Here is a 19589-nt window from a genome sequence, read left to right on the forward strand (position 1 = left end):
CCAACCTGCGCACGCTGGTGGAGCAGCTGAAAGGCGAGCGCCCCTGGCCGGCGACCGGTGGCAGCAGCACCCGATCCTCAACCCAGCCAACCAAGCCGGCGTCTTGGCCCTGCCTGGACAGCAGCCTCGCCTCCCGCGCCCTGGCCCTCTCGGCAGCCGGCGGCCACCATCTGCTGCTCGTGGGTCCCCCCGGCTGCGGCAAGACCCGCCTGGCCCATCAACTGCCGCGACTGCTGCCGGCCCTGAGCCGCAAGGAAGCGCTCTCCATCACGCGCATCCATTCCGTCGCCGGCCAACTGCATGGCATCGATCAACTGCAGCAGCAGCGCCCCTTTCGATCGCCGCACCACAGCTGCTCAGCAGCCGCCTTGCTCGGCGGCGGACGCTCACCCCGTCCTGGGGAGGTGAGCCTGGCCCACGGTGGCGTGCTCTTCTTTGATGAGCTGGCGGAATTTCCGCGGGCGGTCCTGGATCAATTGCGGCAGCCCCTGGAGGACGGCGCCGTGCAGATCAGCCGCTCCCAGCAGAGCACGGTGTTCCCGGCCCTGGTCACCCTGGTGCCCGCCACCAATCCCTGCCCCTGCGGCTGGCATGGCGACCGCGACCATGGCTGTCGCTGCAGCATCAGCCAGCGCCAGCGCTACTGGCAGCGGCTCTCCAGCCCGCTCTTGGATCGGCTCGATCTGCAACTGCGGCTGGAACGGCGCTCCGCCAAGGAGGTGGCAGCGGTGCTGAAGCAGCCCAGCCCAACGCAAGCTGCAGCGTCCTGGTGCACCCCCGCACAAATTGAACGAGCCCGGCAGCGGATGCAGAGGCGCAATCCTGGTGGAGACAGCAACGGGCGGCTGTCGGCAGCAGCGCTGCGGCAGACCGGAGCCATCGAGGCTGCGGCACTCGAGCTCTGGGAACAGCTGATCAACCAGCGTGGTCTGAGCACACGCAGCAGCCTTCAGCTGTTACGCGTGGCGCGCATCATTGCCGATCTCAACGAACAGGCCAGCGTCGATCGAAACGCCGTGGCGGAAGCGAGTTGCTTCCGCTGCACTGATCTGCTCAAGCAGCCTGGTGCTCAGTAGTCGCGGGCTCGCTTGTCGGGAGTGTCCCGGTAGGGCTGGGTGCCGATCGGCGGGGGCTGGAGATGGCGGTCGTTGAACGATCCCAGGGCATGGGTCATCGCTTCACCGAACCACTGGAACCACTGAACAACCGTTGTTTTCATCACGTCCTCCGGGGTCTGTCTTCAGTGTGAAATCACTGACAGAGGACGACAACAGGTGTTTTCACCGGTTCTGGGCCAGCTCAGTAGGACGGAGCCACGGAACTCTCACTCTATTCAGTCTCAACCGGCTCGCTGGCTGGGCTGGATCCGGCCACTGGCGCAGTGTCCCGATAGACATAGAGATGGCCGAGGCTCTTCTTGCCATAGGCCCGTCGCTTCAAGGTCCAGTCCGGCTCAAGCTTGAGCTGAACGAATCCGCTGGCGGCACCACCGGCCCGAGCCACGAGCATGGTCGGTTGGGAGGGATTCTTGGTGGGCGTGGCCAGCAATTCAATATCCCGACCGGTGTTCACCACGCTGAGCCGGTAGCGGGTGCCGAGGTCGTCACCACCGATCCGCAGGGAATAGCCGTTGCCGTCGATGTAGCGGTTGCAGACCCCGCTGAAATCAAACGTGGACAACAAGGGATCGACCATGGCCGGTGATCCCGCGGCCACAGCGAAGCAGGGGCGTTTTGTGGTGCGCTGCTCGTAGATGTTCAACTGCGAACGCTCGCCCTGGCCGATCGGGGCCGACACCAAGACGAAGTTGCTCAACTCCACGGGCACCGCCGTGAACAGCGAACCCTGGGCCAGGGCCACCGGTGCAGAGGTCGCTGCGAGAGCGAGGCCGGCAGCGGCCACGGTTCGAAAGCGTGCCATCACGTCCATGGAGGAACTGAGCGGATCGTAAAAGTGATGCCTGAATCGGTCGCCCCCGATCAGGCCGGTTTGTTCAGGCGAATGGCGAACAGAAGGGTACCCACGGTTCCAGGGGCCGCCAGGGCCAGGATCCAGCTGGTGGTTTTGACCCCGAGGTCGGGATCGCCGTAGGCCAGTTCAAACACACAACCGGTGCTGGCGATACCCAGAACACAGGCGAGGGCCAGGAAGACGCCGGCCAGGGGTTTCATCGGCATAACTCAGGCGACGCTCCGCACATCTTGGCGCTCGAAGCCCTTCTCCTTGAGCTCCTTCTGCAGACCGTCTTCATCAGTGACGCGATCGACGAACAACACGCCATTGAGATGATCCATCTCGTGCTGAATGCAACGGGCCATCAGGCCATCGGCCTTCATCTTCCGGGGCCGACCCATCTCATCGCGGAAGCTCAGTTCAATCGCGGTGGGGCGCACCACATCGAGATACACCCCAGGGATGCTGAGACAGCCCTCTTCGTAGGTGTCGAGCCCGGCGCTGGCCGCCGTGATCTCCGGATTGATCAGCACCAGGGGCGGCGTAGCTGCATTCTCCAAATCCAGATCAATCACCAGGAGCTGCTGGTGAATCCCCACCTGAGGAGCCGCCAGGCCAATGCCCTTGGCGGTGTACATGCTGCGCAGCATGTCACGAGCCAGCTCCCGCACCTGCTCATTCACCTTGCCGATGCGGCGCGCAGGCTGCCGCAACACCTCATCGCCCAGGGTGTGAATCTCCAGCGGCGGGGTTTCCAGGGCCGTCTTGGGCACCAGCATCGTGTCCCGCGACTTATCGGCCTGACGGGCCAACTCTGCAAAGCTTCCTGCCAAGACCAACGCCGCGTTGATCCAGCATGGTAAGCGGCCTGAATCAGCCGTTATGGGAGCCGCTCCGTTATCCGCGCAACATGCCGTCGGCCGTTTGCCGGGTCTCAAGGAACCGGCCCTGGTCAGTGGCCCCGATGCAACGCTGTGGCTGATCTGGCTGGAACAGCGCCCCCAGGAGCGTGGCCGCACCACTGCCTTGATCCGGCGTTTTGGTGATTCCGAGGCAGAACCACAGGAGCTGACGCCGGCCCCCAGCAACCTGCGCAGTCGGGTGCATGACTACGGCGGCGGCGTACTCACCACCGCTGTGGAGCAGGACAGGCTGATCCTGGCCTGGATCGAGCGGGGCTGCCTCTGGCGTCAGGACTGGCGCCTGCCGCAGACCGACCCCCAGCAACCCACCCCCCTGGCTGCACCCCAACGGCTCAGCCGGGAAGGGGACTGGGAGCTGGCGGATGGCGTTCTCGATCTGCCCAGGCAGCGCTGGATCGGCATCCGTGAAATCGAGGGCCGGGACGAGCTGGTGAACCTGGCACTGAACGCAACGGATCAGACGCCGCTGCTGCTGCACCAGCCGACGGACTTTGCCGGCTATGGCTGCCTGAGCCCCGATGGCCAGCGTTTCGCCTGGGTGGAGTGGCAGCAACCTGCCATGCCCTGGGACAGCAGCCGTCTCTGGTGCGCGGAGTTCAGCGACACAGGCGGGCTGGCCGAGACCCGTCAGCTGGCCGGAGGCGATGGCATCTCGGTGTTTCAACCCCAATGGCTGCCCGACGGGCAGTTGCTTGTGGCGGAAGACAGCTCCGGTTGGTGGAACCTGATGCTTCAGCCCAGTGCCGACGCCGCCTGGGAGAGGCCCTGGCCGATGGCTGCCGAAACGGCCATGCCCCAGTGGATCTATGGGATGAGCACCACGGCCTGGGATGGCGAGCAACTGATCGCCGCCGTCTGCAGCCGCGGGGCCTGGTCGTTGCAGCGGCTCAGCCTGGATGGAACGGTGGAGCCGTTGACGCAACCGTTTGATGACCTTGCGGGATTGAGCGCCTGCAACGGCCGCGCCGTGGCCGTGGCCAGCAACAGCACCAGCGTGGCCGGGCTGCTGGAAATCGATTTACGACCGGCCACCCCGATCTGGAGCCACAGCCCCGCCATCACGTCACCGCTGTCGGTTGAGGAGATCAGCGTGGCCGAACCGCTGTGGTTCAACGGTCACCAGGGCGAGCGCACCCATGCCTGGTACTACCCCCCCAGCGGCAAACCACCAGGGCCTGCGCCACTGCTGGTGAAAAGCCACAGCGGACCAACGGCCATGGCTCGCCGCGGCCTCAGCCTGGCGATTCAGTACTGGACCTCTCGGGGTTGGGGCGTGGTGGATGTGAATTACGGCGGCTCAACGGGGTTCGGCCGGGACTACCGAGAGCGCCTCAACGGGGGCTGGGGCCTTGTGGATGTGGCCGACTGCGCCGCCGCAGCGCAGGCCCTGATCGAGGCCGGTCGTGCCGATCACGGCCAGATCGCCATCGAAGGCGGCAGCGCCGGCGGCTTCACCACCCTGGCGGCGCTGTGCTTCACCGAAGTGTTCAGGGCCGGCGCCTGCCGCTATGCGGTGTGTGATCTCACAGCCATGGCCGAAGACACGCACCGGTTTGAGGCGCGCTACGTGGATGGTCTGGTGGGGGAATGGCCCGCAGCGCGTGCTTTGTATGAGCAGCGGTCGCCGCTGCTGCATGCCGATCAAATCCGCTGTCCGGTGCTGTTCTTCCAGGGTTTGCAAGACAAAGTGGTGCCGCCGGAACAAACCGAACGCATGGCGGAGGCGCTGCGCAGCAACGGCATCCCGGTGGAGGTGCGGCTGTTCGAAGAGGAAGGTCACGGCTTCCGCAGCCAAGCCACCCAGATCGAGGTGCTCGAGCAAACCGAGGCCTTTTTCAGGAGGGAATTGGGGCTAACAGACGGTTACAAAGCAAACAACCCCGTTCAGCAGATGTGATTGGTTTAGCGAGCAACCAACAGGAACCATCAACCTGTGCTCCCCGGAACCCATCAGGAAGCGGTAAGCCTGAAAAGCTGACGGCTGTTTCGACAGCACCGATGCGGATCCTGCGTTATCGCGGCAACAGCTATGCCAGCCCTGAACCGATCAACGCGGCTCCCCGTCCCGGCGCACGCTCCTACCGCTGGGTGAAGTACGCCATCGAAACCAACAAGGTTGTTCCCCTGCGTCAACGCGAGGCCGCAGCAAGCAACGATCAGCTGGCGGCCTGAGCCAGCTCAGCTGTGCTCGCGCAGGAAGGCGACCGTGGAAGCGAGCTCTTCGCTGAAGCGGTCGATCTCTTCAAACGTGCTGGTGAAGCTCAGGCTGGCCCGTGCTGAAGCCGTCACGTCATACATGCGGTGCAGGGGCTGACAGCAGTGGTGACCACTGCGGATGCAGATCCCGGACGCATCGATCAGAGCGGCAATGTCGTTGGCATGCACGCCATCCACCAGGAATGTGGCGAGGGCTCCACGCTCGGGCTGCTGATCCGGCGTCGGCCCCAGGACCCTCACACCATCAATGGCCTGCAACCGGGCGAACAGATGCCGGGTGAGCTGAGCTTCCCAGGCCTGAATCGCCTCCAGACCCACTGCCTTGAGATAGCGAATCGCGGCACCCATGCCCACCGCCTCGCCAATGGCAGGGGTGCCCGCTTCGAACTTATGGGGCAACACCGCCCAGGTGCTGTGGTCCAGGAAAACGTCCTGAATCATCTCCCCACCGCCCAAAAAGGGAGGCATCGCCTCCAGCAGCGACTCCCGCGCCCAGAGGAAACCCATGCCGGTTGGGCCACAGAGCTTGTGGGAGGAGCCGACAAGAAAGTCGGCGTCTATGGCCGCCACATCAATCGGCTTGTGGGCCAGGCTCTGGCAGGCATCCACGAGCACGCAGGCGCCAACGGCATGGGCTGCGGGGATCACCTGATCCAGGGGATTGCAGCAACCGAGGGAATTGCTGATGTGCACCAGGCTCACCAGTCGGGTGCGCTCGTTGAGCTGGGCCCGGAAATCCTCCAGATCCAGCTCACCGGATTCGGTGATGCCCACATGGCGAAGCACGCAGCCGGTGCGCTGCGCCAACAGCTGCCAGGGCACCAGGTTGCTGTGGTGCTCCATCACCGTGAGGAGAATTTCGTCCCCCTCCTTGAGGCTGGCGTCACCCCAGGTGCGCGCCACCAGATTGATGGCTTCGCTGGCATTGCGGGTGAAGACAATCTCGCGGGAACTGGCCGCACCCACGAAGGCCGCCGTCGTGCTGCGGGCCGCCTCAAAGGCATCGGTGGCACGGGCACTGAGCTGGTGCGCACCGCGGTGCACGTTGGCGTTGTCGCAGCTGTAGTACTGCTGCAGCGCTTCGAGCACCTGACGGGGCTTCTGGCTGGTGGCAGCGTGATCGAGATAGATCAGCGGGCGGCCATCCGGAGCCAGCTGCTCGAGAATCGGGAAATCAGCACGATATCGAGACGATAAATCAACGAAATCAGAACTGGAACGTGCTTCGACGATCGTCATGGGGCGAGGCTCTCCATCACGCGCTCCAGGGGGCGCCACGCCTGCGCGGCAGCAGGTAGCTGGGCGATCACCTCCTGGCAGGCCCCGCGCAGCAGCAGCGCCGTTGCATCCGCCGCAGCGATGCCCCGGCTCTGGAGATAGAACAGCTCATCGTCCTGAAGCTGCGACACGGTGGCGCCGTGGGCGCAGCGCACATCGTCCGCCACGATCTCCAGCTCGGGCTTGGTGTCCACCCGGGCCCGGTCAGACAGCAGCAGGTTGCGGCTCAATTGGGCGGCGTTGGTGCGCTGAGCATCGCGGGGAACACTGATGGCGCCGTTAAAAATTGCGTGGGACTGGCCGCCGGCCAGGCATTTCTGCAACTGATCCAGCTCCCCCTCCGGCCCGTCGAAGCGCACCGCGGTGTGGGTGGCCAGCTGCTGCTCGGCGCCGGTGACGGCCAGACCTTTAAGCACGGTCTCTGCCTGGCCATCCACCTGCACCACCCGGGGCTCCACCCGTCCCAGATTCCAGCCCTGAACCACCGAAGTGAGGGCATAGGAGCTGCGGGGCTCCTGCTCCACAGCCAAATGGGCCATCAGCGATGACGCGCCATCCGCCGTCGCCAGCACGCCATGGCGCAGTTGGGCCTCCTGCCCCAGATGCACTTCCAGCACATGGCTGTGGGCCGACGCCCCCTCAGCCAGCAGCACCTGCATCAACTCAAGCTGAGCTTTTTCCTCCAACAGCAGCAGCACCCGCGTGGCGTTCAACCCGGCACCGGCCGCCAGCACCAGCTCCAACGGACCAACCCGTCCCCGCACCCTGAGGGCCAGGATCTGCTGGGCTTTGGCATGGTTGAACTCCACGGGCCAGACCTGGGCACAACCGCAGCGATCGAGGGTGTGGCCGAGGGCCTGCTCCAGCTCTTCGGCATTCAGCGCCGTGATTCCTTCCGGAAGCACCTGGCCGGCCAGGGGATCATCAAAACCATTGAGCACCAGACGGGTCACTCCGTCCAGACTGGCCGGCAGAGACGTGGACAGTGGCGAGGCACTGGCCGGCAATTCCGAGACAGCCGCAAGCCGCTTGAGGTCGGTGAGGCGCCAGGGCTCCTGGCGACGGTTGGGCAGACCAAGCTGTTCAAGCGCGGCTCGACCGCGCTCCTGCACTGGCGCCAGCACACTGCTCGCCATGGTCAAGCGGCTCCTTGAGCTGCCAGCTCCTGATCCACCCAGTCGTATCCGGTCTGCTCCAGCTCAAGGGCCAGCTCCCGTCCACCGGTGCGCAGGATCCGGCCTGCCGCCATCACATGCACATAGTCCGGGGTGATCTCGTCGAGAAGACGTTGGTAGTGGGTGATCAGCAGCGTGGCGTTGTCTTCCGTCGCCAGCTGGTTCACACCACCGGCCACGATGCGCAGGGCATCGATATCCAGGCCGGAATCGGTTTCATCCAAAATCGCTACCACGGGCTCTAGCAGCGCCATCTGGAGAATCTCGTTGCGCTTTTTCTCGCCCCCGGAGAAGCCTTCATTCACGCTGCGCTCAAGGAAGGCAGGGTCCATCTGCACCACCTTGAGCTTGTCGTGCACGTGATCCTCGAAGGCAAAGGTGTCGAGCTCCTCTTCCCCCTGTTTTTCCCGCCGGGCATTGGTGGACACCCGCAGGAATTCCAGGTTGCTGACACCAGGGATTTCAACGGGGTACTGAAATCCGAGGAACACACCCAGACGGGCCCGCTCTTCAGGCTCCAGCTCAAACAGATCCTGGCCGCGATAACGAACGCTGCCGCCCGTGACCCGGTAGGCCGGATGCCCGGCCAACACCTTGGAAAGAGTGCTCTTGCCACTGCCGTTGCGACCCATCACGGCATGGACTTCACCAGCCCGCACCTGCAGATTCACCCCCTTGAGGATGGGCTTGTCCTCGACGGAGGCATGCAGGTCTTGGATGTCGAGCAGCAGCTCAGCGTCAGGGCGAATCACGGAAAGCGTCGTTAAAAAACAGAGACAAGGTGGGGGAGGGGATCAGCCCACGGACCCCTCAAGCTTGAGGGCCAGCAATTTGTCGGCCTCAGCGGCAAACTCCATCGGCAGCTGATTGAAGACGTCGCGGCAGAAGCCGCTGACCATCATCGAGACGGCCTCTTCAAACCCGATGCCACGGCTCTGCAGGTAGAAGAGCTGGTCTTCGGAGATGCGACAGGTGCTGGCCTCGTGCTCGATGGCTGCCTGCGGCTGCTGAGAACGGATGTAGGGATAGGTGTTCGCGGCGGCTTGATCGCCGATCAGCATCGAATCGCACTGGCTGTAGTTGCGTGCGCCCTTGGCATTGGGCCCCATCTGCACAAGACCGCGGTAGCTGTTGCTGGAGCGGCCTGCACTGATGCCCTTGCTCACAATCGTGGAGCGGGTGCGCGGTCCGACATGGACCATCTTGGTGCCGGTGTCGGCCTGCTGGCAGTTGTTAGTGAGGGCCACGGAATAGAACTCACCCACCGAGTCAGCACCCTGGAGCACGCAACTGGGGTACTTCCAGGTGATGGCAGAACCGGTCTCCACCTGGGTCCAGCTGATGCGGCTGCGATCACCGCGGCACTGACCCCGCTTGGTCACGAAGTTGTAGATCCCGCCGACGCCGTTTTCATCACCGGCATACCAGTTCTGAACCGTGGAATATTTGATTGAGGCGTCGTCGAGGGCCACCAGTTCCACCACCGCCGCATGCAGCTGGTTGGTGTCGAACATCGGTGCCGTGCAGCCTTCGAGATAACTCACCGAGGCACCCTCTTCAGCCACGATCAAGGTGCGCTCGAACTGTCCGGTGTCGCCGGAATTGATCCGGAAGTAGGTGGAGAGCTCCATCGGGCACTCAACGCCCTTCGGAATGAAGACGAAGGATCCGTCGCTGAACACAGCTGAGTTCAGAGCGGCGAAATAGTTGTCGTTGCTGGAGACAACCGTGCCGAGGTAGCGCTCGATCAGCTCGGGATGCTCCTTGACCGCCTCACTGAAGGAGCAGAACACCACCCCGTGTTCGGCCAGCTTTTCCTTGTAGGTGGTGGCAATCGAAACGCTGTCGAAAACAGCGTCCACCGCCACGTTGCTGAGGCGCTTCTGCTCGCTCAGCGGGATGCCGAGCTTGTCGAAGGTTTCCAGCAGCTTCGGATCTACCTCATCGAGGCTGGCCTTCTTCTCCTGCTGCTTTGGAGCCGCGTAATAAACGATGTCCTGGTAATCGATCTCGGGATAACCCAAGGCAGCCCAGTCGGGCTCTTCAAGGGTGAGCCAGTGGCGAAACGCCTTGAGCCGGAACTGCAGCAGGAAATCCGGCTCCTCTTTCTTGGCCGAGATCAGGCGAACGACCTCTTCACTGAGACCCTTGGCGATCTTGTCGGTCTCGATCTCGGTGACGAAGCCGTACTTGTACGGCTGGCTGACGAGATCCCGTGTGGAGGTACTGGTCATTCAGCTCAGCCGGCGGTGGCGTTAATCGTTTCGGTGGTGATGGTCTGCGTCTTCTCAGGGCAAGCGAAGGGGTTGTCCTCGGTGAGGAAGAGCATGCAGTGGCATTCCTTGCGCTCGCGCATCGGAACGCAGGGGCAGTTCCAGAAGGCCTGGGAGACCTCGGCCTCTTTGTCTTCGTAATGGCGGCAAGGGCAAAGCGCTCCGCCCAGATCGTCCTTGTGACGTGCCAGACCCTTCAGAACAACAGCGGTGACACTGGGATCAGCGCAGAAGTAGGTACCGGTGCGCTGGGCGTAGGTTTCAGCGAACTTGCGGATGACCTCCAAGCTTTCTGCTGTCGGCTCTTGAGGGGCGTCGGACATGGAGGTGGAGGGAGCGGCGAATTACGAAACCCCGCGGTTTCCTTACTGGAAGCCTAGGCCAACAGGCCTCCGGTCAGCGGGCTCCCCATTGTGACCCTCCACACGGCCGACATGACGTGGCAATTCGATGGCATCGTGTGGGGAGGTTTCGCCTCCTCATGAGCGCCTCGGCCCCCGCCAGCACCCGCGACGCCGTGCTCTCCCTGCTGCTGGAGCGCGGGGAGGAGGACGCTGGCACCCTTGCCGATGCCGTGGGCATTTCCGTTCAGGCCATGCGGCGGCACCTGCGCTCCCTCGCCGACAGCGGCTTGGTCTGCGCCAGCAGCAATGCCAGCGGCCCAGGTCGACCCAGCAACCGCTGGTGCCTCACCGACGAAGGACGGGCCCAGTTCCCCGACGGCAGCGGCCGCTTCGCCCTTGGTCTGCTGGATTCGATGCGCAGCCATCTCCCCGAAGCAACTGTGCGCCAGCTGCTCAATCAGCAGGCGGAGTCGAAGGCAAGCCAGTACCGGCAAAGCCTTGGCGAAGCCTCCCTGGAGGCTCGCCTCGAACACCTGGCACGGCTGCGGCGCGACGAGGGCTACGTGACCGTCTGCAGCCGGGACGATGACGGCGTGAGCTGGCGGCTCGAGGAGGCCCACTGTTCCGTGCAGCGCATTGCTGAAGAATTTCCTGCGGTCTGCGACCAGGAATTGCTGTTGATTCGGCGCACTGTGCCGGACTGCCGGGTGGAACGGGTGCATTGGCGGCTCGAGGGCGGCCACGCCTGCGGCTTCCGCATCACTCCCTTGGCGCAGGGCTGATGGCCATCGACCGAGCCGCGATTGAACGCATCGACTCCACCCTGCTGCCCCAACTCGATCGGCATCACCTGCGGGTGCTGAGCCACTGCCTGGACAGCTTTCAATCCATGGCCGCTCCAGGGAGCACTGGAGCAATCCCCGACGAAAATCAACGGCGCCGCTGGTGCCAGCAGCAACCCGTGGTCGCTGACGATCCGGCATTCCTCGACACCTTGCTGCTGCAGCTCAATGCTGCCGCCGATCAGCTGGATCAACTGGCGCTTGAGCTGGGCAAGCCTCCATTGGAGCTGACCCTCGACGATCTGATCAGCGCCGCCGAAGCCCGCTGCCGTGGCTGACATGGCCGTCGGGGGTGGCCTGGCTGTCGTGACTGACCTGGTCGGGCTGCCATCATCACTTCACTTCCTCAACGCCGGCGATGCTTGAGATCTCGGACGCCCTCAGCTTCTTTCGTCTGAGCTGTGGCCGCTGGACCTCACAGCGCAGCCAGCACCACCTGCTGCATCGCCGCGCCGAAGCCGGCGCATCCTTCATCGTTGTGGAGGAACTGCTCAAGGGCGACGAACGCCTTGCGGAGATCGCCGAACGCAACAACGCCAGCGTTGAGCAGATCGTGGGGGGCTGCTGGGTGCGCTGGAGCGGATCGATGGCCTGGGATCGGGCCGGTGAATCCCACGAAGACCAGACCATGTTCGGACTGATCCCCGAGGACGAAACGGGACGACGGGGACTGCTGCTGCGGGATCGCGGTTACGCCGAGAAAGCGCCGGTGGCGGGTCAGTTCCGCATGGATGACGAAAACGGCCTGATCCTCACGACCGACTACGAAATGATGAGCTCCCTGGAGCGCTTCTGGTTCGCCAGCGAGAACGTGCGGCTGCGCACCAGCACGGTGCAGGGGCTCTCCAACAACGCCTCCTTCTGCATCGAGACCCGGCAGCTGGACGATGTTGATCAGCCCAGCCCAGCCATGGCTTCAAACGGGGCCGCCCTCGCCCCCTTCGGCTGGTAAGCAGAAGTACTTGGAGAAAGTATTACGGCATGTAATCGCTGCCACAGCAGCTGAAGGGGGCAAGACCCAGCACTTCTACGATCGCCAACAGTGGATGCTGTAGCTCGCGTGGCCATTCCTCTTCTGGAGTACGCACCGATCACCCAGAACTCCTTGAGAGCGGGTGTTCCGAACCTCCGTGTCGGCTCCGACGAGGGATCCCGGGCTTACTCCCTGGAAATTGCAGACGACCGGGACAACCTCGACACCGTTGTTGAAGCCGCCTACCGGCAGATCTTCTTCCACGCCTTCAAAACAGATCGGGACGTCAACCTTGAGTCCCAGCTGAAGGATGGCCAGATCACCGTTCGCGATTTCATTCGCGGCCTCCTGCTTTCGGACACCTTCAAGCGCACCTTCTACGGCTTCAACAGCAACTACAAAGTTGTCCGTCACCTCTGCGAAAGGATCCTCGGCCGAAAAGTGAACGGCAAGGGCGAAGAGCTCTCCTGGTCGATCGTGATTGCAACCAAAGGCCTGGAAGGCCTTGTGGATGTTCTGCTTGACAGCACCGAGTACCTCGACGCCTTCGGTTACGACACGGTTCCTTACCAGCGGAACCGCGTTCTTCCCGGCCGCGAGCTCGGTGACACTCCCTTCAACATCACCACCCCCCGCTACGACGAGTACTACCGGAACATTCTTGGCTTCCCCCAACTCGTTTTTACTGGCGGGCCTGCCAAGCGGCTGCCGGAACGCGCGAAGATCAAAAAGGGTGGGTCTCCGCAGGACTACATGGCCTGGGTGAGCGAAATCGGCAATCCCCGCCGAGTCGGCCCAAGCACCAGCGCCGATATGGACTACCTGACCAAGGTGCCTTATCGCACCATCGGCCGCTGATCCCGGCCTCGACCATGTTCAAGAAAGCGGGGCTTCGGCTCCGCTTTTTTTGTGTCTCTGACTGTGATCCCCGGGATCGACGTTCACCTAGTGGTCAGCATCCACTGACCCTTGCCCACTAAACGCTTCGAAAAGGGATTTTTCAGATCACAATGATCCCAAACGAAACCTGGAGTTTTTGGACGTGTCCCAAACCCTGTCATCCCTGGCACGTCTCACCCTTCGTCAACTGCGTCAGATCGCCAGCGACCTAGGGGTGCCGCTCTACAGCCGCAAAAGCAAGGAGACCCTGGTCGACGAGGTTGCCCAGCGTCAGCAAAAGCGTGGTGGAGATCTGAAGGCCATCGAGGCAGAACTCAACGCACCGGCCATGGGCAGCAGCGACACCCGCGTGGTGTTCCTGCCTCGCGACCCCCAATGGGCCTACGTGTTCTGGGAAATTTCCGACGCCGATCGCAAGGTGGCCCAGAAGGACGGCGCCAGCCGACTTTGCCTGCGCCTGGCTGACGTAACCGGCATGCAAGACGGCAATGCCCATCCCCACACCCTCCAGGAAGTCCCCGTCGACAGTCACAGCACCGAGTGGTATCTGCCCGTACCCCTCTGTGACAGGGATTACCGGGTTGAGTTGGGCTATCGCATCGGCGCCAGCTGGATGTCTCTGGCCTTCTCTTCCGTGGCACGCGTGCCCGCTCTTCACCCAAGCGAGCAGATCCTTGATCAGTTCGTCCCCTTCAGCCTTGAGGCAGCACCGGCTGAATCAGCTCCAGCTCCCGTCGCGCCGATCGAGTCGAGCAACAGTGGCCTGCACGAGCGGCTCTACCAAAGCGCCACGGTTCAGTTCCGCCGCCGTCGGGTTGGCTCGGAAGAATTCCAGGAAGGCTTTGACGTTTCCGGCGACAGCAGTGGCTTGAATGACTCGGGGGCTGGCCTCTGGGCCAGCGGCCGCAACGAGTCCGGCCTTGGTGGCGTTGCTCCCCGCCAACGCTCCTTCTGGCTTGTGGCTGACGCCGAACTGATCGTCTACGGCGCCACCGATCCCTCCGCTCGCCTGACCATCGGCGGCGAAGAAGTGCCTCTCTCCACCGACGGGACCTTCCGGATTCAAGTGCCCTTCCGTGATGGCGAGCAGATGTACGCGATCGAAGCCACGGCTTCCGATGGAGAACAGAAGCGCAACATCACGCTCAACTTCAAGCGTGAGACCCCTGAAGACAACAGCAACCCTGCCAGCGAAGCCCGCGCCGAGTGGTTCTGAACCCTTCCGATTCCAAAGCACCAGCATCCCTGCGCTGGTTCGTGGCCATCACCCCCCTCGCGGGGGCGATGGTCTTTCCATTGGTGGTGCCTTTGGTGATGGCCCGGGTGGGCATCGGAGCCGGTGTGGGCGTCGCTCTTGTTCTGAGTGGACTTTGGTTTGTGGCGATGCTGAAGACATCGGAGATGCCCCACTGAAAATCGGGGAACTCTGATCAAGGCAAGGTCTTGGTCTCGATGTTGAAGAACACGCTGGGTTGGATGGCAGCGGCTCTTGTCTGCGGTGGCTGCAGCCAGCCGGGATCGATCGTGGGCATGGCTCCGGCAGAACTGGCGATGCCCAAGCAGATCGATGTGGTCTTCAATCACAACGCCAGATCGCGCTACCGCTCACCCCTCACAGGGGAGTGGCGCAATGGTGACGACATGGAGGCATGGCTGATTGAAGCCATTGATGGCGCCACCGAGGAGGTGCTGGTGGCCGTTCAAGAGCTGAGCCTGCCAAGGGTTGCCCAGGCCCTGATCGCGGCAAAACACCGCGGTGTTCTTGTTCAGGTGATCCTCGAGAACAACTACCGGCAGGCCTGGAGTGAGCAACGACCCAGCCGGTTGAACAAACGGGAGCGACAGCGCTGGCATCAGTTGAACCGCTTGGCCGACAGCGATCGCAACGGCACCACCACTGCGGACGAAGCCTTCCACGGCGATGCCGTGGCGCTACTGCAAGCAGCGAACATTCCACTGATTGACGACACCGAAGACGGCAGCAGCGGCAGCGGCCTGATGCACCACAAGTTTCTGGTGATCGACCAAACAACAATGATTACAGGCAGCGCCAATCTCACCAGTTCTGGGCTTCATGGTGATGCGGGCCGGCCGTCCAGTCGCGGCAATGTGAATCACCTGCTGCGGGTCAACAGCCCTGAGCTGGCCCTGGTGTTCCGTCAGGAATTCACCCAGATGTGGGGCGATGGCCCCGGCGGCAAGCAGGACAGTCGCTTTGGCCTGCAAAAGGCAAAAGGGAGCGTGCAAACCGTGAAGGTGGGCGACATCCGTATGGATGTGCTGTTTTCACCCCATCCCAGGAGGGACAGCAATCACGGGCTCAACTTGTTGGCAGAGCAGCTGAAAGTCGCAAAAAAGAGCCTTGATATGGCCCTGTTTGTGTTTTCCGCGCAGCAACTCACCAATGTGCTGCGGGAGAAGATCGAACAAGGCGTGGAGATCCGGCTGGTCGCCGATCCTGGGTTTGCGAGCCGCCCCTTCTCTGAGGTGCTCGATCTGCTGGGGGTGAGCCTTCCAGATCACACCTGCAAGGTGGAAGCGGGTAATCAACCGTTGGATCAAGCCCTCAAAGGCATCGGCACCCCCCGCCTTGCCCGTGGCGACAAGCTGCACCACAAGTTCGCTGTGATCGATAACAAGACCGTGATCACGGGATCCTTCAACTGGTCGCCTTCAGCAGCACACACCAACGACGAAACATTGCTCGTGATCCACTCCCCGCAACTCGCCAAACACTTCACCCGTGAGATGGATCGACTTTGGGAGAGCGCTGAACTGGGGATCACACCACACATCCAACGCAAACTTGAGCGTCAAAAGATTCGATGCGGAGATGGAACAGAGAGGAAATAACACGGTGTCGAAATTTACCCGAAGAAAAGCAACAAGCAAAGACACCCCAAACAAGAACTAACACAAATAAAGAATAAAAAACCTTTCTCTAAATTATATCCACTACTCGGACATCTACTTCACCGTAAAATTATATTCCAATTGAACAAAACGCGATCGCAATTCCAAAAGAAGCGCGTACAGAAAAATGATCACACCGAGCATCTCAAATAACTCCTCAAACCCCGAAATCAACTCATAATAAAAACCGCTTCGGGATATTTGGCCCGTCCTGACAAGCCAGCTATTTAGGGCCTCAAAGGCTATTGCTCCCGTAACATAAACACCGCCTGCAATCAAAGCGGACATAGCAACCCGCCTTCGAAGCTTCAAAAAAAACGGGACGAACTTTAAGGCAAATAGCACAAACAAAATACCATAGGGAACCACCCAAATCGACGCAAGAGAAGGATGCACATACTGCCTTAAATCAGAAATCACAAAAAGCTCATGCACCTGGAAAACCTCATCAAATGCAAGAAACAAGAATACTTTGCTCAACAGCATCCAACCCCTAACATCACCACCTCGACAGGACAGGGATATCTGTTTCAACAGGAAAGAAGATACATAAAGCAGCACACCACTGTATATTGCAGTTAAGTTAAACTCTTCATCAAGATTGATCGCGTCGAAAAAATCTTGGTAAAATTTTTCCGAAACTCCTCCAAAATTTATCAGCGCCTCGCTTGCACAGTGCAAGGCGAAAAAACTGAAAGAGATGACAGCAAGGACTGAACAAATTTTTTTAGGGCTAAAGCATCCAAGCGAAACTTTTGCAGTCATCAACGCGTACATTATTGGCAATAATAGTAGCTGAGCAACATGATGCAAGCAAGTCAGGCAAACGAATCCAACAAAAGCCACTCATCACTCCGAACAATTCACCCATGAAGACAAACTTCCATACAACCTTGCCGCAATCAGCCATGAAGAATTCATCAACCGCCCACAACAGGATGAAAATCAACAGCAAACAGGACATAATGACAAATATGAAATTTTTTCCTCTGATTTGCATTGGCTTGGCGCTGGCTTTAGCCGCTGCAACAACGGCTGCTGAGCCCGTCGAGCCCTGGCCCACCAAGGATCAACTGCGCAGCATTGAACAGGCCGCCTACGCCTGCTCCCGCGACAACTCGACAGAAGCCTGCGCGGGGGTGCGTCAGCTCGCCGATCCTTTGATGGATCACTCCAGGTTGCCGGGGCTCTGTAAAGACGTGCTGTGGTCCCTAATGGATGAAGCCAGGGTTGCCAGCACCAACAACTTTCGCCGTAAGGACGCCATCACCAACACGGCCCGGCGGATCACAAGGGTGTGCGCCGAGCCGGTAATGAAAAAGGAGACGCCCAAATCGCGTCAGGCCTGAGCCGGGCTCGGCATCAATCAAAGTCGAAGCTGAACCGCTGGCCCTGCATCAGAGTGGCCACCTCACTGCGAACCGCATCAAGGAGTTCCACGCTCACATCGGGGTGCTTCTTGATTTCGTCCACAAACAGCTGCACGTCTGCAGCGGTCAATCCGTGGTTGGTGATCCTGCAATCCACCAGACCGCGAAACGTCTCGAGAAGACTGAGTTGGTCAACATCTAGGGGCTTGGAACCGGGATGGGTGACGTCCATCGAAGAAGCGAGGCGATCAGTGGGATGCTTCCAAATCGCCAAGCAGATCGAGCAGGGTCTCGGATGTGGCGAGCATCTCGCCCATACTGAGTTCGCTTTCCTGACAAGCAATTTCGGAGGCCAACTCACACGCCGAGGAGGAGTGGCCCGAGACATCACAACTGTTGGACAATCTCAAGATGTCATTGAAAAAACTTGCCGCGCAGGCATTCTTCCGACCTGACTGATTGATTACAGCATTGGCAGCAGTCACGGCCTCCTGAGAGGCCTCCGGCAGCGGAAGGGCCCGTTTCCAGCTCTGTGATGCAACAACTGAAGAGGTCGTGTAGGCCATTCCGACAAACAACAGCAGCAGACAGCGATGCATGGTCGTCGCAATAGGTGCGGGCCAAAGGGCAGCGGCGTCAACTGGTCGCGACCGACGCCGTGCAAATGGATTTCCATGTTTAGGTTCCGCATACAGACCCCTCCGTCGTGATGACCACCTCGGCCCCTGCGGAACCGACCCAACGTCAGGTGCGCCTGGACACCCCTTTCACCGACCAGAAGCCAGGGACCTCCGGCCTCCGCAAGAGCAGTCGCCAGTTCGAAGAGCCCCATTACCTGGAGAGTTTCATTGAGGCGTCGCTTCGCACGCTGCCGGGCGTGCAGGGCGGCACCTTGGTGGTGGGTGGAGACGGCCGTTACGGCAACCGCCGTGCCATCGACGTGATCCTGCGGATGGGCGCGGCCCACGGCCTCAGCAAGGTGATCGTCACCACCGGCGGAATCCTCTCCACGCCTGCCGCCTCCAATCTGATCCGGCAGCGCCAGGCCATCGGCGGCATCATCCTTTCCGCCAGCCACAACCCGGGTGGTGAGAACGGTGACTTCGGCGTCAAGGTCAACGGCGCCAACGGTGGCCCCACCCCCGCCTCCTTCACCGATGCGGTGTTCGAGTGCACCAAGACCCTGGAGCAATACACGATTGTTGAGGCTCCAGAAATCCCACTGGATGTCCCTGGTCTGCACAGCATCGGCGCGATGCAGGTGGAGGTGATCGACGGCGTCGACGATTTCGTTGCCTTGATGCAGGAGCTGTTCAACTTCGATCAGATCCGCGATCTGCTTCGCAGCGACTTCCCCTTGGCCTTTGACGCCATGCATGCCGTCACCGGGCCCTACGCCACTCGCTTGTTCGAGGGGCTGCTGGGTGCACCGGCGGGAAGCGTGCGCAACGGCACACCCCTGGAAGACTTCGGCGACGGTCATCCCGACCCCAACCTCACCTACGCCCACGACCTGGCTGAACTGCTGCTCGAGGGAGATGAGTACCGCTTCGGCGCCGCCTGCGACGGCGATGGCGATCGCAACATGATCCTGGGCCAGCGCTGCTTTGTGAACCCCAGCGACAGCCTCGCGGTGCTCACTGCGAACGCCACGGTGGCTCCGGCCTACGCCGATGGCCTGGCCGGGGTGGCGCGTTCGATGCCCACCAGCGCTGCGGTGGATGTGGTGGCCAAAGAGCTGGGGATTGACAGCTTCGAAACCCCCACGGGCTGGAAATTCTTCGGCAACCTGCTGGATGCCGGCAAGATCACCCTCTGCGGTGAGGAAAGCTTCGGCACCGGCAGCAACCACGTGCGCGAGAAAGATGGCCTCTGGGCCGTGCTGTTCTGGCTGCAGATCCTGGCCGTGCGCCGCTGCAGCGTCGCAGAAATCATGGCCGAACACTGGAAGCGCTTCGGACGGCACTACTACTCGCGTCACGACTACGAGGCCGTCGCCAGCGACGCCGCCCATGGCCTTTACGACCGCCTCGAATCCATGCTGCCTGGCCTGGTGGGCCAAGCCTTTGCCGGTCGCAAGATCAGCACAGCCGACAACTTCAGCTATACAGATCCGGTTGATGGTTCTGTGACAACGGGCCAGGGTCTGCGCATCCTTTTGGACGATGGCAGCCGGGTGGTGGTGCGCCTCTCCGGCACAGGCACCAAAGGCGCCACGATTCGCGTCTATCTGGAGAGCTACGTGCCCAGCAGCGGTGACCTCAACCAGGATCCCCAGGTCGCCCTAGCGGACATGATCAGTGCCATCAACGACCTGGCGGAGATCAAGCAACGCACGGGCATGGATCAACCCACCGTGATCACCTGAACCCGGACCATCACGTCTGACATGCGAAAGCCACCCCTCGGGGTGGCTTTTTTGATGGCT

General features: G+C 61.6%; 24 protein-coding genes. 12 read left to right on the top strand and 12 right to left on the bottom strand.

Annotated features, from left to right (window positions below; all coding sequences use genetic code 11):
* Window positions 1-17 precede the first annotated feature (17 nt).
* On the top strand, window positions 18-1076 hold the full coding sequence (locus tag NCN05_RS09030) for an ATP-binding protein (protein ID WP_350223292.1): 1059 nt from the start codon (window positions 18-20) through the stop codon (window positions 1074-1076).
* On the opposite strand, the gene NCN05_RS09035 is transcribed toward NCN05_RS09030, so the two are convergent.
* The 4 genes from NCN05_RS09035 to def all read right to left on the bottom strand — a co-directional run bounded on the left by NCN05_RS09035 (window position 1070) and on the right by def (window position 2786).
* On the bottom strand, window positions 1070-1219 hold the full coding sequence (locus tag NCN05_RS09035; RefSeq protein WP_006851286.1) for a hypothetical protein: 150 nt from the start codon (window positions 1217-1219) through the stop codon (window positions 1070-1072). The genes NCN05_RS09030 and NCN05_RS09035 overlap by 7 nt on opposite strands.
* Window positions 1220-1329: 110 nt before the next feature.
* Window positions 1330-1929 (bottom strand): DUF3747 domain-containing protein, encoded by a 600-nt coding sequence (locus NCN05_RS09040; RefSeq protein WP_250397827.1) that lies wholly within the window; start codon window positions 1927-1929, stop codon window positions 1330-1332.
* A 50-nt stretch (window positions 1930-1979) separates the two neighbouring features.
* Entirely contained in the window at window positions 1980-2177 is a 198-nt protein-coding gene (locus NCN05_RS09045; protein WP_006850702.1) for a hypothetical protein, read from the bottom strand.
* Window positions 2178-2180: 3 nt separating this feature from the next.
* Window positions 2181-2786 carry a peptide deformylase gene (gene def / locus NCN05_RS09050; RefSeq protein WP_115009393.1) on the bottom strand — a complete coding sequence of 202 codons (606 nt, stop codon included), beginning with the start codon at window positions 2784-2786 and terminating at the stop codon, window positions 2181-2183.
* 49 nt (window positions 2787-2835) lie between these two features.
* Between def and NCN05_RS09055 the strand changes: the two genes are divergently transcribed.
* Both NCN05_RS09055 and NCN05_RS09060 read left to right on the top strand, forming a co-directional pair.
* Window positions 2836-4773, top strand: coding sequence for a S9 family peptidase (locus tag NCN05_RS09055; protein ID WP_250397828.1), 1938 nt, complete (start codon window positions 2836-2838; stop codon window positions 4771-4773).
* A gap of 101 nt (window positions 4774-4874) precedes the next feature.
* The gene (locus tag NCN05_RS09060) at window positions 4875-5048 is read left to right on the top strand and encodes a hypothetical protein (RefSeq protein ID WP_006849765.1); all 174 of its coding nucleotides are present in this window, start codon (window positions 4875-4877) and stop codon (window positions 5046-5048) included.
* Between the two features lie 6 nt (window positions 5049-5054).
* Here NCN05_RS09060 and NCN05_RS09065 read toward each other — a convergent pair whose 3' ends face one another.
* From NCN05_RS09065 to NCN05_RS09085, 5 genes are read right to left on the bottom strand one after another with little or no spacing between them, the layout of a single operon-like run.
* A complete protein-coding gene (locus NCN05_RS09065) occupies window positions 5055-6332 on the bottom strand; it encodes a SufS family cysteine desulfurase (protein ID WP_250397829.1) in 1278 nt (425 codons plus the stop codon).
* Window positions 6329-7507, bottom strand: a complete 1179-nt coding sequence (sufD, locus tag NCN05_RS09070; RefSeq protein ID WP_250397830.1) for a Fe-S cluster assembly protein SufD — start codon at window positions 7505-7507, stop codon at window positions 6329-6331. The genes NCN05_RS09065 and sufD overlap by 4 nt, the downstream gene beginning before the upstream one ends.
* Before the next feature lie 2 nt (window positions 7508-7509).
* Complete coding sequence (gene sufC / locus NCN05_RS09075; RefSeq protein WP_115080608.1) at window positions 7510-8298, bottom strand: Fe-S cluster assembly ATPase SufC; 789 nt, start codon at window positions 8296-8298, stop codon at window positions 7510-7512.
* 42 nt (window positions 8299-8340) lie between these two features.
* The gene (sufB, locus tag NCN05_RS09080; RefSeq protein WP_114988686.1) at window positions 8341-9780 is read right to left on the bottom strand and encodes a Fe-S cluster assembly protein SufB; all 1440 of its coding nucleotides are present in this window, start codon (window positions 9778-9780) and stop codon (window positions 8341-8343) included.
* A 5-nt stretch (window positions 9781-9785) separates the two neighbouring features.
* Window positions 9786-10142 (bottom strand): ferredoxin-thioredoxin reductase catalytic domain-containing protein, encoded by a 357-nt coding sequence (locus tag NCN05_RS09085; protein WP_038553034.1) that lies wholly within the window; start codon window positions 10140-10142, stop codon window positions 9786-9788.
* 158 nt (window positions 10143-10300) lie between these two features.
* Here NCN05_RS09085 and NCN05_RS09090 point away from each other — a divergent pair, with 158 nt between their 5' ends.
* The 7 genes from NCN05_RS09090 to NCN05_RS09120 all read left to right on the top strand — a co-directional run bounded on the left by NCN05_RS09090 (window position 10301) and on the right by NCN05_RS09120 (window position 15731).
* The gene (locus NCN05_RS09090; RefSeq protein ID WP_186541264.1) at window positions 10301-10945 is read left to right on the top strand and encodes a helix-turn-helix transcriptional regulator; all 645 of its coding nucleotides are present in this window, start codon (window positions 10301-10303) and stop codon (window positions 10943-10945) included.
* Complete coding sequence (locus tag NCN05_RS09095; protein ID WP_250397831.1) at window positions 10945-11283, top strand: NDH complex assembly factor CRR9; 339 nt, start codon at window positions 10945-10947, stop codon at window positions 11281-11283. The genes NCN05_RS09090 and NCN05_RS09095 overlap by 1 nt, the downstream gene beginning before the upstream one ends.
* Window positions 11284-11363: 80 nt before the next feature.
* The gene (locus NCN05_RS09100; RefSeq protein ID WP_250397832.1) at window positions 11364-11957 is read left to right on the top strand and encodes a phycobiliprotein lyase; all 594 of its coding nucleotides are present in this window, start codon (window positions 11364-11366) and stop codon (window positions 11955-11957) included.
* 108 nt (window positions 11958-12065) lie between these two features.
* Window positions 12066-12836: a phycobilisome rod-core linker polypeptide gene (locus NCN05_RS09105; protein ID WP_502988812.1), complete on the top strand. Its 771-nt coding sequence runs from the start codon at window positions 12066-12068 to the stop codon at window positions 12834-12836.
* 184 nt (window positions 12837-13020) lie between these two features.
* Entirely contained in the window at window positions 13021-14094 is a 1074-nt protein-coding gene (locus NCN05_RS09110; protein ID WP_186541268.1) for a DUF4912 domain-containing protein, read from the top strand.
* 41 nt (window positions 14095-14135) lie between these two features.
* Window positions 14136-14291 (top strand): DUF8677 family protein, encoded by a 156-nt coding sequence (locus NCN05_RS09115; protein WP_284500554.1) that lies wholly within the window; start codon window positions 14136-14138, stop codon window positions 14289-14291.
* Between the two features lie 63 nt (window positions 14292-14354).
* Complete coding sequence (locus NCN05_RS09120; RefSeq protein ID WP_250397834.1) at window positions 14355-15731, top strand: phospholipase D-like domain-containing protein; 1377 nt, start codon at window positions 14355-14357, stop codon at window positions 15729-15731.
* Window positions 15732-15845: 114 nt separating this feature from the next.
* On the opposite strand, the gene NCN05_RS09125 is transcribed toward NCN05_RS09120, so the two are convergent.
* On the bottom strand, window positions 15846-16556 hold the full coding sequence (locus NCN05_RS09125; RefSeq protein ID WP_250397835.1) for a DUF8692 domain-containing protein: 711 nt from the start codon (window positions 16554-16556) through the stop codon (window positions 15846-15848).
* Window positions 16557-16660: 104 nt separating this feature from the next.
* Here NCN05_RS09125 and NCN05_RS09130 point away from each other — a divergent pair, with 104 nt between their 5' ends.
* Window positions 16661-17140, top strand: coding sequence for a hypothetical protein (locus tag NCN05_RS09130; RefSeq protein WP_250397836.1), 480 nt, complete (start codon window positions 16661-16663; stop codon window positions 17138-17140).
* Between the two features lie 13 nt (window positions 17141-17153).
* On the opposite strand, the gene NCN05_RS09135 is transcribed toward NCN05_RS09130, so the two are convergent.
* On the bottom strand, window positions 17154-17393 hold the full coding sequence (locus NCN05_RS09135; RefSeq protein ID WP_250397837.1) for a hypothetical protein: 240 nt from the start codon (window positions 17391-17393) through the stop codon (window positions 17154-17156).
* A 16-nt stretch (window positions 17394-17409) separates the two neighbouring features.
* Window positions 17410-17760, bottom strand: a complete 351-nt coding sequence (locus tag NCN05_RS09140) for a hypothetical protein (protein WP_250397838.1) — start codon at window positions 17758-17760, stop codon at window positions 17410-17412.
* Window positions 17761-17870: 110 nt separating this feature from the next.
* On the opposite strand from NCN05_RS09140, the gene NCN05_RS09145 reads away from it, so the two are divergent.
* Window positions 17871-19529: an alpha-D-glucose phosphate-specific phosphoglucomutase gene (locus NCN05_RS09145; protein WP_250397839.1), complete on the top strand. Its 1659-nt coding sequence runs from the start codon at window positions 17871-17873 to the stop codon at window positions 19527-19529.
* Window positions 19530-19589: the final 60 nt, after the last annotated feature.

The organism is Synechococcus sp. MU1651, assembly GCF_023630635.1.
Lineage (GTDB): Bacteria > Cyanobacteriota > Cyanobacteriia > PCC-6307 > Cyanobiaceae > Parasynechococcus.

Bases quoted from the DNA above. Each gene is read 5' to 3' on its own strand.
- NCN05_RS09090 (WP_186541264.1), top strand. From the start codon at position 10,301: ATGAGCGCCTCGGCCCCCGCCAGCACCCGCGACGCCGTGCTCTCCCTG.
- sufB (WP_114988686.1), bottom strand. From the start codon at position 9,780: ATGACCAGTACCTCCACACGGGATCTCGTCAGCCAGCCGTACAAGTAC.
- NCN05_RS09055 (WP_250397828.1), top strand. From the start codon at position 2,836: ATGGGAGCCGCTCCGTTATCCGCGCAACATGCCGTCGGCCGTTTGCCG.
- NCN05_RS09140 (WP_250397838.1), bottom strand. From the start codon at position 17,760: ATGCATCGCTGTCTGCTGCTGTTGTTTGTCGGAATGGCCTACACGACC.
- NCN05_RS09125 (WP_250397835.1), bottom strand. From the start codon at position 16,556: ATGACTGCAAAAGTTTCGCTTGGATGCTTTAGCCCTAAAAAAATTTGT.
- sufD (WP_250397830.1), bottom strand. From the start codon at position 7,507: ATGGCGAGCAGTGTGCTGGCGCCAGTGCAGGAGCGCGGTCGAGCCGCG.
- NCN05_RS09100 (WP_250397832.1), top strand. From the start codon at position 11,364: ATGCTTGAGATCTCGGACGCCCTCAGCTTCTTTCGTCTGAGCTGTGGC.
- NCN05_RS09120 (WP_250397834.1), top strand. From the start codon at position 14,355: ATGGCAGCGGCTCTTGTCTGCGGTGGCTGCAGCCAGCCGGGATCGATC.
- NCN05_RS09045 (WP_006850702.1), bottom strand. From the start codon at position 2,177: ATGCCGATGAAACCCCTGGCCGGCGTCTTCCTGGCCCTCGCCTGTGTT.
- NCN05_RS09040 (WP_250397827.1), bottom strand. From the start codon at position 1,929: ATGGACGTGATGGCACGCTTTCGAACCGTGGCCGCTGCCGGCCTCGCT.
- NCN05_RS09065 (WP_250397829.1), bottom strand. From the start codon at position 6,332: ATGACGATCGTCGAAGCACGTTCCAGTTCTGATTTCGTTGATTTATCG.
- NCN05_RS09145 (WP_250397839.1), top strand. From the start codon at position 17,871: ATGACCACCTCGGCCCCTGCGGAACCGACCCAACGTCAGGTGCGCCTG.
- NCN05_RS09130 (WP_250397836.1), top strand. From the start codon at position 16,661: ATGAAGACAAACTTCCATACAACCTTGCCGCAATCAGCCATGAAGAAT.
- NCN05_RS09085 (WP_038553034.1), bottom strand. From the start codon at position 10,142: ATGTCCGACGCCCCTCAAGAGCCGACAGCAGAAAGCTTGGAGGTCATC.
- NCN05_RS09035 (WP_006851286.1), bottom strand. From the start codon at position 1,219: ATGAAAACAACGGTTGTTCAGTGGTTCCAGTGGTTCGGTGAAGCGATG.
- NCN05_RS09095 (WP_250397831.1), top strand. From the start codon at position 10,945: ATGGCCATCGACCGAGCCGCGATTGAACGCATCGACTCCACCCTGCTG.
- NCN05_RS09135 (WP_250397837.1), bottom strand. From the start codon at position 17,393: ATGGACGTCACCCATCCCGGTTCCAAGCCCCTAGATGTTGACCAACTC.
- NCN05_RS09060 (WP_006849765.1), top strand. From the start codon at position 4,875: ATGCGGATCCTGCGTTATCGCGGCAACAGCTATGCCAGCCCTGAACCG.